Raw genomic sequence first — 9,155 nt, 5'->3', positions numbered from 1 at the left:
CGGGCTTGATTTTTAATGCAATACGGAAGTTTGGTTCTATCCGTTTACTGTTCTTTTGTATACATGATGTCTGTCCTCAGCACATATTTCAATCCGCTGATCAGCGTTTTTCCTTCGTGTCTTAAAGGATGATAGAAAACGAGAGCGGAACCTTTCTTCGGAGCAACAGTGAACAACCCTTCAAATTCGGTTTCCCCGCCTTCAAAATCGTCGTTCAGATAGATCAGGAAGGTGTAAAAGCTCTTTTCATGTTCATTCCTGATGTAGCTTCCGTCGCGGTGCATCTTAAACCGTTGTCCCGGCGAATATTTATAGATTCGGAACATCTCATTAAAGCCTGTGACCTTGTGGTTCTCATGGGTCTGAGGAAGAAACCCGGCGGCTTTTTGAAACAGGTTTTCAGGCAGTTTATTATCGAAAACCATCAGCCGGTCATTGTTCCTGATGCCTTTGCTCATGACCTGCCGGCCCTGCATATTGATCTTTGCTTCTTTAAAAACTTGGTCTTTTGTCAGTTCAATATAATGGTCGCATTCTTCATTCGTCAGGAAATTTTCGATCAGGAAGATCTCCGGATGCAATATTGTCTTTTCCATAGTATCATATGTTTGGTATTGTGTTTTTACCTTCTCAGTTCGTTCCGTACTTCCATCAAAACAAATCCCAGGAGATTTTCGCCGTTCCACTGTGATGGATTTAGGGCTTTGGGATTGGTTTCCAGCATTCCGATGCCCCAGATGGTATCGTACGGACTGGCTTCCACCAACACCCGGTCTTCCGTGGACAGCAAAAATTCTTTAAGCGCTTCATGCTTAGAAAATTTCAGCAGGTTTCCCTGTTTTACGATCTCGTATTTATGCTTATCCCAAAGCTGCGGATCAAAATTGCTGACCTTTCTTCCCAGTTTTTTAACCTGATCTGGAGTTTCAGAGTGGATGATCTGTTCTAAAATTTCATGATCGTCAAACAACCTTGCTTTTCCGGCCATCATATAATGTTCGGCAGTCTTGTATAGTATACCGTCTTCCTGAAACTCAGCCGGAAACCACTGGCTGAAACAGGCTTTGGTCATTTCTTCTTTCACCGTATGTCCCCAAAAGAATAGAAAGTCAGGCTTTTTCTGATGCCGAAATCTTTCAATGGTATTTCGTATGGTGTATTTCATGATTGCGTTATTTTTACACAAATTTAAAGGAATATAGTTTTACCTGCCAAATTAATTTGTGTTAATTTTACGCTAAATAATTTAATTAATTGATTATCAATGATAAAAATTTCAAAAAATTAGTATTGAATTGATGAATTTGGCTTATGCCGTGTAGATCTGTTAGATGAAAACAGATTGAAGCCTTTTCAGATAAATAAAATTTCCGGATAATGGATTTGTGCTTCTTTTATGATCTCACGCAGATTTTACAGATTACGCAAATTTCTTTATTATAAAAAATAACTAAGCTAATAAATTACATTTGAATAGTGAAAATCAAGAAGTTTATTTACATGTGAACAATAAATTGATGATATCACCGATCACGAAAAATCTGCAAATCTGCGCGATCTGCGAGCGTATATTTAAACCTATAAAAGAAAAATCCTCTTTTTAATAGGTATTCATGCGAATAAGTTGAAGCTACTTCAGTTCAAAATAAAATCCCTGTTCTTCCAGTTCCTTGTATTTCTCCTGGTTGAAGGTAAACATTTTGCCGGGCCTGCCGCTGCCTTCTTTCTTGAAGTTGTCGGTTTCATTCAGCAGCCCGTAGCTCATGATCTTTTTACGGAAGTTGCGGCGGTCGATTTCCTGTCCGACAATGGTTTTATAGAGGTTTTCCAGTTCTGAAAAGGCAAATTCCTCGTTCAGCAGATTAAAACCGACGGGTTGGTACTGGATTTTAGTCCGGAGCCTTTTTAATGCCGTATCAATAATGGTCTGATGATCGAAAGCCAGTTCCGGAAGACTGTTGATGCCAAACCATTGGGCATCATCCGCATCGGAATCGGCAGCCAGTTCATAATAAGAAGGGTTTACCAGCCCCAGATAGGTTACGGAAACCACCCGGTTCCGCGGGTCGCGGCCCACATTGCCGAAGGTATAAAGCTGTTCCAGAAAATCGGGCTTTATGCCTGCCTCTTCGCAGAGTTCACGCTTTACGGCATCATCCAGGTTTTCATCATCCAGAACGAGTCCGCCCGGAAGCGCCCATCCGCCCTTGAAAGGCTCGATATTCCGCTGGATCAGGAGCACCTGAAGGTCTTTTTTATCGAAATACCCGAAAACTACCGCATCTACGGCCACTTTTATATCCTGTAACTTCTTTGAACCTGCCATGTATTAAATTTGCGTTGTGAGTACACAAAGTTACGGTTTAGTTAACATAAAAAAAATAATCTGAGTCATAAACAAAAAATCCGCAGAAATTATCTGCGGATTTCAATTTATTTTTTGCCTTCTTATCAGGCTCTTTTATTTAATCATTCAGCTTCAGCACAGCCATAAACGCCGACTGCGGTACTTCTACCCTTCCGATCTGCTTCATTTTCTTTTTTCCTTCTTTCTGCTTCTCCAAAAGCTTTCTCTTTCTGGAAATATCCCCACCGTAACATTTTGCGGTAACGTCTTTTCTCAGTGCTTTAATGGTTTCCCTGGCAATTACCTTGGTTCCCAAAGCGGCCTGAACGGCGATATCGAACTGCTGTCTCGGGATCAGCTCACGGAGCTTTTCACACATCTTCTTACCGATATGATAGGCATTGGAATCATGAATCAAAGATGATAAAGCGTCCACCATATCCCCGTTGATCAGGATATCCATTTTTACAAGCTTGGAAGCCCTGAATCCGATCGGATGGTAATCGAAGGAAGCATATCCTTTGGAAATCGATTTGAGACGGTCATAGAAGTCGAAAACCACCTCAGCCAACGGCATGTTGAATACCAGCTCCACTCTTTCAGAAGTCAGGTAACTCTGGTTTACAATTTCCCCTCTTTTTTCGATACATAAGGTCATTACCGGACCTACGAAATCGGATTTGGTGATGATGGAAGCTTTGATGAAAGGTTCTTCTACCCTGTCCATGATCGACGGATCCATCATTTCAGACGGGTTGTTGATCAGGATCGGCACTTCCGGTTCTTTTTTGGAGTACCCGAAATACGATACGTTAGGTACCGTAGTGATTACGTTCATGTTGAACTCCCGGTCCAGACGTTCCTGAACGATTTCCATGTGAAGCATTCCCAGGAATCCGCAACGGAACCCGAAACCAAGTGCAGCTGAACTTTCCGGCTCAAAAACCAGGGAAGCATCATTCAGCCTTAATTTTTCAAGGGAGAATCTCAATTCTTCAAAATCCTCGGAATCGATCGGGTAAATCCCGGCAAATACCATCGGCTTAACTTCCTCAAACCCTTCAATCGGTCCGGCAGCCGGCTTATCGAATGAAGTGATGGTATCCCCTACTTTTACTTCACGGGCATCCTTGATTCCGGAAACAAGGTAACCTACGTCCCCGCACTCAACGGTTTTCTTAGGAACCTGCTTCAGTTTCAATGTTCCTACCTCATCAGCCCCGTATTCTTTTCCTGTTGCGAAAAATTTAATCTTTTCGTTTTTCGTAATGCTTCCGTTTACTACTTTGAAATACGCTTCAATTCCTCTGAAGGGGTTGTATACCGAGTCAAAAATCAAAGCCTGAAGCGGTGCATCCGGATCACCTACCGGTGCCGGAATTCTTTTAACGATCTGTTCCAGAAGGTCATGTACCCCTTCTCCGGTTTTTCCGGAAACCCTTAATACATCTTCATAATCGCAGCCGATCAGGTTCATGATCTCATCGGTTACCTCTTCAGGATTTGCTGAAGGAAGGTCGATCTTGTTCAGGATTGGAATAATTGTCAGGTCATTTTCCAAAGCCAGATACAGGTTGCTGATGGTCTGTGCCTGGATGCTCTGTGCTGCGTCTACAATAAGTAGTGCCCCTTCACAGGCCGCAATGGAACGGGAAACTTCATAAGAAAAGTCCACGTGTCCCGGAGTGTCGATTAAGTTTAAGATATATTTTTCGCCGTTGAGCTCATAATCCATCTGGATGGCGTGGGATTTAATGGTAATCCCGCGTTCTTTCTCCAGATCCATGTCATCCAGTGTCTGGGACTGTAATTCTCTCTGGGAAACCGTATTGGTATATTCCAGAAGACGGTCTGCCAGAGTACTTTTACCATGGTCGATATGAGCGATTATGCAAAAATTTCGTATGTTTTTCATTTAAGAACTATGTAATTTGCAAAGATAATAAAATGCAGGATAATTTGTGATTCTTATTTCTAAAGCGCAGAAAATTAATTCAAAGGATGAAAAAAGCTTTCCGGCAGGTACAGGCTCCTTCTCTTTTTCGTTTTTCAGATCAGCTGATCCCGGTAGCTACCAACCCTTCCACACAATCATTTTTTTCAAGATTGGGTGATTTTATTAAGTAAGAATTAGTTATCTTTTTGCTCCGTAATTTAACCACAATTCAATCTCAATTCAACTTATGAAAAAACTTTTGCTGATCCTTCTGATGATTCCTTTTGCGACTCATGCACAGTGGATTGAAAATGCCCCGGAGCATCCTGAGGAATTCGTCAATCCGTTAATCGGGTCGCTGTCAAAGCCTTCGCTTTCCAACGGGAACACCTATCCTGCAGTTGCCGTCCCTCACGGAATGAACCTTTGGACGCCACAGACCGGAAAAAATGGTAACGGCTGGCAATATACCTATGATGCCGACAAAATCCGCGGGATCAAGCAGACGCATCAGCCTTCACCCTGGATGAACGATTACGGAATGTTTTCGATTATGCCCGTAACCGGAAAAATGCGTTTCAATGAAGAGGAAAGAGCAAGCTGGTTTTCCCACAAATCCGAGGTTTCAAAACCTTATTATTACAGTGTTTACCTGGCTGATCATAACGTAACGGCGGAAATTACACCTACGGAAAGGGCTGCACAGCTGAGACTGACTTATCCTGATTCTGAAAATTCATGGATTGTTGTGGATGCCTTCGATAAAGGATCGAACATCAAAATCATTCCTTCCGAAAAGAAAATCGTTGGTTATTCCACAAGATATTCGAGGGGAAAACTTGTCGGCTTCAAAAATTACTTTGTCATCTATGCCGATAAGCCATTCGTAAAATATTCAGCGTGGAAGGATAAGGATTTTGTGAAGTATGTGCTTGAAATTACAGGCGACCACTGTGGAGCCGTCGTTGGTTTTGCCACGAAAAAGGGTGAAAAAGTAAACCTTAAAGTAGCTTCTTCGTTCATCAGTCCCGAACAGGCAGAACTGAATTTGCAGCGGGAACTGGATCAGGATTCGTTCGATGATACCTTCAGAAAAGCCAAACAGGCCTGGAATGAAAAACTGAAAAAAGTAGAAGTTGCGGGAGGAACCGTCGATCAGATGCGTACTTTCTACTCTTGCCTGTACAGGATGCTCTGCTTTCCTCATAAAATGTACGAATTCAACAAAGAAGGAGAAATCGTTCATTACAGTCCGTATTCAGGGAAAACGGAAGCCGGTTACCGGTTTGCAGGGACCGGTTTCTGGGATACTTTCAGAGCCCTCTACCCTTTCCTGAACCTGGTTTATCCCAACATAAACGTTGAAATGCAGAAAGGGTTGATTAACGATTACAAAGAAGGCGGCTGGCTTCCCGAATGGTCGAGCCCCTCCTATTCCGATATTATGATCGGCAACAATTCCGCTTCCGTGGTGGCCGATGCATACCTGAAAGGCTTACGCGGCTATGATATTGAGACTTTATATCAGGCTCTGCTCCACGGGGCCAATAACGAAGGTCCGCAGGCAACGGGAAGATTAGGCATTCAGTATTACAAAGAACTCGGCTATGTTCCCTATGATGTAAAAATCAATGAAAATGCAGCGCGGACGCTGGAATATGCTTACGATGATTTCGCCATTGCCCAACTGGGAAAAGCTTTAGGGAAACCGGAATCCGAATGGAAAGAATATTACCGTCGTTCCCAGAATTTCCAAAAAGTAATGGATCCCGAAACCAAACTGGCGCGCGGAAGAAACCGTGACGGAAGCTTCCAGGCTCCTTTTAATCCTTTTAAGTGGGGCGATGCCTTTACGGAAGGAAATTCCTGGCATTACACCTGGTCGGTATTCCAGGATATTGAAGGCCTGGCCAAACTGATGGGCGGAAGGAAAAAATTTTCAAAAAAACTGGACCAGGTCTTCGAATTGCCACCTGTTTTTGATGATTCGTATTACGGATCGACCATTCATGAGATCCAGGAAATGGTGAATGCGGATATGGGACAGTATGCCCACGGAAACCAGCCGGCACAGCATATCATTTACCTGTACAATTATTCCGGTGAACCGTGGAAAACGCAGTATTGGGTGCGGGAAACCATGAACCGCCTCTACCAGCCTACTCCGGACGGTTATTGCGGCGATGAGGACAACGGGCAAACTTCAGCATGGTATATTTTCTCAGCGCTTGGTTTTTATCCTGTTACTCCCGCAACGGATCAGTATGTTCTGGGTGCCCCTCTGTTTAAAAAAGCAACGGTCCATTTGGAAAACGGAAAGCATATAGAGATCAATGCTGCCCGCAATAATGATAGTAACCGGTTTGTACAATCGATGGAATTCAACGGAAAAAAGTACACCAGAAACTGGCTCAGCCACCAGGAATTAATGAAAGGAGCTCAGCTCAATTTTGAAATGGCTTCCCAGCCGGATAAAGACCGGGGTACGGATGAAAGGGACTTTCCGTATTCCTATTCTACGGATCAGAAATAAAAAAAGAAAAAGAAAGAGAAAGAGAGACGCACAGGTCTCTCTTTTTAGTTTATTTAAATCCATCAGGCAAAATATATTGCCCTGTAAGCGGGTCAAGGTAAACTTCCTGTTCCGGAACTCTGTTTCTCCTGCTTTGGGCTCCGGCATCTATTGCCACACCAATGACGCCACCGATCAAACCTCCGGCCATGACACCGATCATGGCACCATTGGATGATTCGGGAAAGAGTTCCGCTTTTTTCACCTCAATGAAAAGACCTTGATCACTTTTTAAAATTTCAGCATAGCCTACGGGAATAATTTTGTAGGCCACGCCGTTATGTACAAACGCATAAAAGCGGCGGATTGCCGTTTTATCCTTGCCGTTTACCGCTTTGGTCACTACCCCTTTAGAATCAGTTTCCAGCACAAAGCCTGGTTCCGGACGATGATTGAAGAAACTCTGATAATCTTTGTATACGCCGTCTTTCAGTTCGTCTGCCTTCAGGATATCGAGCTGATCCGTAAGTACTTCAGCATAACGCGGAAGATCCTGTTCCGGAACGCTCGGTTCCCAGGCTTCCCGTTTATATGAATCTTCCAGAAAGTCTGAAAGGATCATGGTGAATTTTCTTGCGAGATTCTGTGCTACAAAGGGATTAACTCGGGAGGAAACTGTAGTTGCCGTATCTTTCCTGTACAGGAAATGATATCCGTCTGCTTTTTTTATAAAGGTGCTTGCCCTGAGCTGGAGCTTACCGACAGAAGACTGCTCATTCTGCTCTTCTGAAACTTTCAGATCTTCAAGCAACAGGACCAGATCATTTTTTCCCTGCATCGTTTTGGATTGTCCCACCCAATTCTGAAGATCTGTAACGGCATCGTGTTCAAATGCCACCTTCACTTCTTTTCTGTGATCGGTGACGCTTCCGATATTTTTATCAGGACGCTGATCCTTCACCGTGAAGGTCCTGATAAAATTCCTGTTGTCTTTGGGAGACCTCGATAGATTGATGGTTTCCGTTTTCTGAGCAGATAAAAAAGCTGAAAAGAGTAAAAAAACAAATATTTTGTTCATAGGTTGGTATTATTATTTTGTAATAGGTATTCAAAATTACGGAATTGCCGGCTGGCAAAAAACAGAATCCGATAGGTAAAGATTTTTAAGAAATTTTATTTAAAAATTTAGTTAAGTCAAAAACTATATTCACCGGTAAGAGGATCGATGTATACATTGGACAGTTCCGTATCCGGCCTTCTTTTAGCTGAACCGGATGAATCGATGGCTGCACCGATCAGGGCTCCCACCATTCCTCCGGCCATAGCGCCGATCATCATGCCACTGTTATTCTGCGGCGGAAAAAGTTCAAGCCTGGAAGAGACTACATAATAGCCTTTATCATCTTTCTGCATTTCCAGAAAGCCTACCGGTGTCAGGCGGTACGCCTTTCCGTCTTCCACATATCCGAAGATTTCTTCCCCCGAGACGGTAAGATGTTCTGCATTCTTTACTCCTGTTACTTTTCCTTTTTTATTTTTGTCGACATAGTATCCTTCTTTTGGTTTCTGCAGGTAAAAGGACCGGAAATCGGTATAGACGCCTGGAGTAAGCTCCGGAACGTTCAGGTATCTGATGTTCCTGCTGGCAATGGTTTCATAATGATCCAGCTCAGATTCTGCAACCGGTGTGCTGAATGCGATATGGGAGTAGGAATCATTGATCAAAGTAGACAGTATGGTGGATAAGGCAATGGAAATCGTCCTGGGAACATTTGGAGTCACCTTAGGATTGAAATCCAGGGTGTTGTTATACCGGTTGATGAAATAATACTTTCCGTTACGGTTGATGAAACTGCTGATCCTTACTTTGGCTTTGGTAAGACGGGTCTCTGTGAACTCGCTGACCTTGATTTCTTCCAGCAATAATACAATATCATTGTTTCCCCTGGTTTTATTATCTTCTGCAAACCAGCTTTCAACCTCACTTTTCAGGTCGCTGCCGGAAAATTTAATGTCTACCGGTTCTCCCTTGTAGGTTACCGTTCCGATATTTTTATCCTGCCTGTTATCAATTACCGTCAGGGATTTCGTACGGGAAAATTTGTCTTTGATATTCTGATTTAGCTTGATTACCTCTGCCTTTTGTGCCCATGCCGCTACTGACAGCGAGAGGAAAAGAAACATAACAAGTTTTTTCATAGTTAAGAATTTCAGCAAAATTAATCATTCATTCTTAGAGTATGTTTAAAAAAGATTTGTATTATTTATCTGATTTTATTGAGGATAATTTGACAATTTTGCCATAATATCCAATATACCTGACTTTCAGGTGTCTTTTCATGGTCTTTATCCAGCCTTCT

At 42.8% G+C, this 9,155-nt stretch carries 8 protein-coding genes; 2 read left to right on the top strand and 6 right to left on the bottom strand.

All coding sequences use genetic code 11. The features are described 5' to 3' along the window. Window positions 1–44: 44 nt before the first annotated feature. The 4 genes from QZ735_RS14465 to lepA all read right to left on the bottom strand — a co-directional run bounded on the left by QZ735_RS14465 (window position 45) and on the right by lepA (window position 4,262). Window positions 45–596, bottom strand: a complete 552-nt coding sequence (locus QZ735_RS14465; protein WP_294249727.1) for a 2OG-Fe(II) oxygenase — start codon at window positions 594–596, stop codon at window positions 45–47. Between the two features lie 26 nt (window positions 597–622). After that, entirely contained in the window at window positions 623–1,165 is a 543-nt protein-coding gene (locus QZ735_RS14460; protein ID WP_294249725.1) for an NADAR family protein, read from the bottom strand. A 465-nt stretch (window positions 1,166–1,630) separates the two neighbouring features. After that, window positions 1,631–2,326, bottom strand: a complete 696-nt coding sequence (locus QZ735_RS14455) for an NUDIX domain-containing protein (protein ID WP_294249724.1) — start codon at window positions 2,324–2,326, stop codon at window positions 1,631–1,633. A gap of 139 nt (window positions 2,327–2,465) precedes the next feature. Next, window positions 2,466–4,262 carry a translation elongation factor 4 gene (lepA, locus tag QZ735_RS14450; protein ID WP_294249722.1) on the bottom strand — a complete coding sequence of 599 codons (1,797 nt, stop codon included), beginning with the start codon at window positions 4,260–4,262 and terminating at the stop codon, window positions 2,466–2,468. A gap of 86 nt (window positions 4,263–4,348) precedes the next feature. Here lepA and QZ735_RS14445 point away from each other — a divergent pair, with 86 nt between their 5' ends. Beyond that, window positions 4,349–4,474: a hypothetical protein gene (locus tag QZ735_RS14445; RefSeq protein WP_294249720.1), complete on the top strand. Its 126-nt coding sequence runs from the start codon at window positions 4,349–4,351 to the stop codon at window positions 4,472–4,474. A 56-nt stretch (window positions 4,475–4,530) separates the two neighbouring features. Continuing rightward, a complete protein-coding gene (locus QZ735_RS14440; RefSeq protein ID WP_294249718.1) occupies window positions 4,531–6,816 on the top strand; it encodes a GH92 family glycosyl hydrolase in 2,286 nt (761 codons plus the stop codon). A 49-nt stretch (window positions 6,817–6,865) separates the two neighbouring features. Here the strand turns inward: QZ735_RS14440 and QZ735_RS14435 are convergent, their stop codons facing one another. Both QZ735_RS14435 and QZ735_RS14430 read right to left on the bottom strand, forming a co-directional pair. Then, entirely contained in the window at window positions 6,866–7,873 is a 1,008-nt protein-coding gene (locus QZ735_RS14435; protein ID WP_294249716.1) for a hypothetical protein, read from the bottom strand. A gap of 116 nt (window positions 7,874–7,989) precedes the next feature. Continuing rightward, the gene (locus QZ735_RS14430) at window positions 7,990–8,994 is read right to left on the bottom strand and encodes a hypothetical protein (protein ID WP_294249714.1); all 1,005 of its coding nucleotides are present in this window, start codon (window positions 8,992–8,994) and stop codon (window positions 7,990–7,992) included. Window positions 8,995–9,155: the final 161 nt, after the last annotated feature.

Origin of the sequence: uncultured Chryseobacterium sp. (genome assembly GCF_913776365.1) — a bacterium.
Classification (GTDB): domain Bacteria; phylum Bacteroidota; class Bacteroidia; order Flavobacteriales; family Weeksellaceae; genus Chryseobacterium.
Note: the sequence above shows the minus strand (reverse complement) of the source record. Positions and strands in the feature narration are given on the sequence as shown.

What these genes read in the sequence shown, in the direction of transcription:
- QZ735_RS14445 (WP_294249720.1), top strand. Translation starts at nt 4,349, where the DNA reads ATGAAAAAAGCTTTCCGGCAGGTACAGGCTCCTTCTCTTTTTCGTTTT.
- QZ735_RS14455 (WP_294249724.1), bottom strand. Translation starts at nt 2,326, where the DNA reads ATGGCAGGTTCAAAGAAGTTACAGGATATAAAAGTGGCCGTAGATGCG.
- QZ735_RS14440 (WP_294249718.1), top strand. Translation starts at nt 4,531, where the DNA reads ATGAAAAAACTTTTGCTGATCCTTCTGATGATTCCTTTTGCGACTCAT.
- QZ735_RS14435 (WP_294249716.1), bottom strand. Translation starts at nt 7,873, where the DNA reads ATGAACAAAATATTTGTTTTTTTACTCTTTTCAGCTTTTTTATCTGCT.
- QZ735_RS14460 (WP_294249725.1), bottom strand. Translation starts at nt 1,165, where the DNA reads ATGAAATACACCATACGAAATACCATTGAAAGATTTCGGCATCAGAAA.
- lepA (WP_294249722.1), bottom strand. Translation starts at nt 4,262, where the DNA reads ATGAAAAACATACGAAATTTTTGCATAATCGCTCATATCGACCATGGT.
- QZ735_RS14465 (WP_294249727.1), bottom strand. Translation starts at nt 596, where the DNA reads ATGGAAAAGACAATATTGCATCCGGAGATCTTCCTGATCGAAAATTTC.
- QZ735_RS14430 (WP_294249714.1), bottom strand. Translation starts at nt 8,994, where the DNA reads ATGAAAAAACTTGTTATGTTTCTTTTCCTCTCGCTGTCAGTAGCGGCA.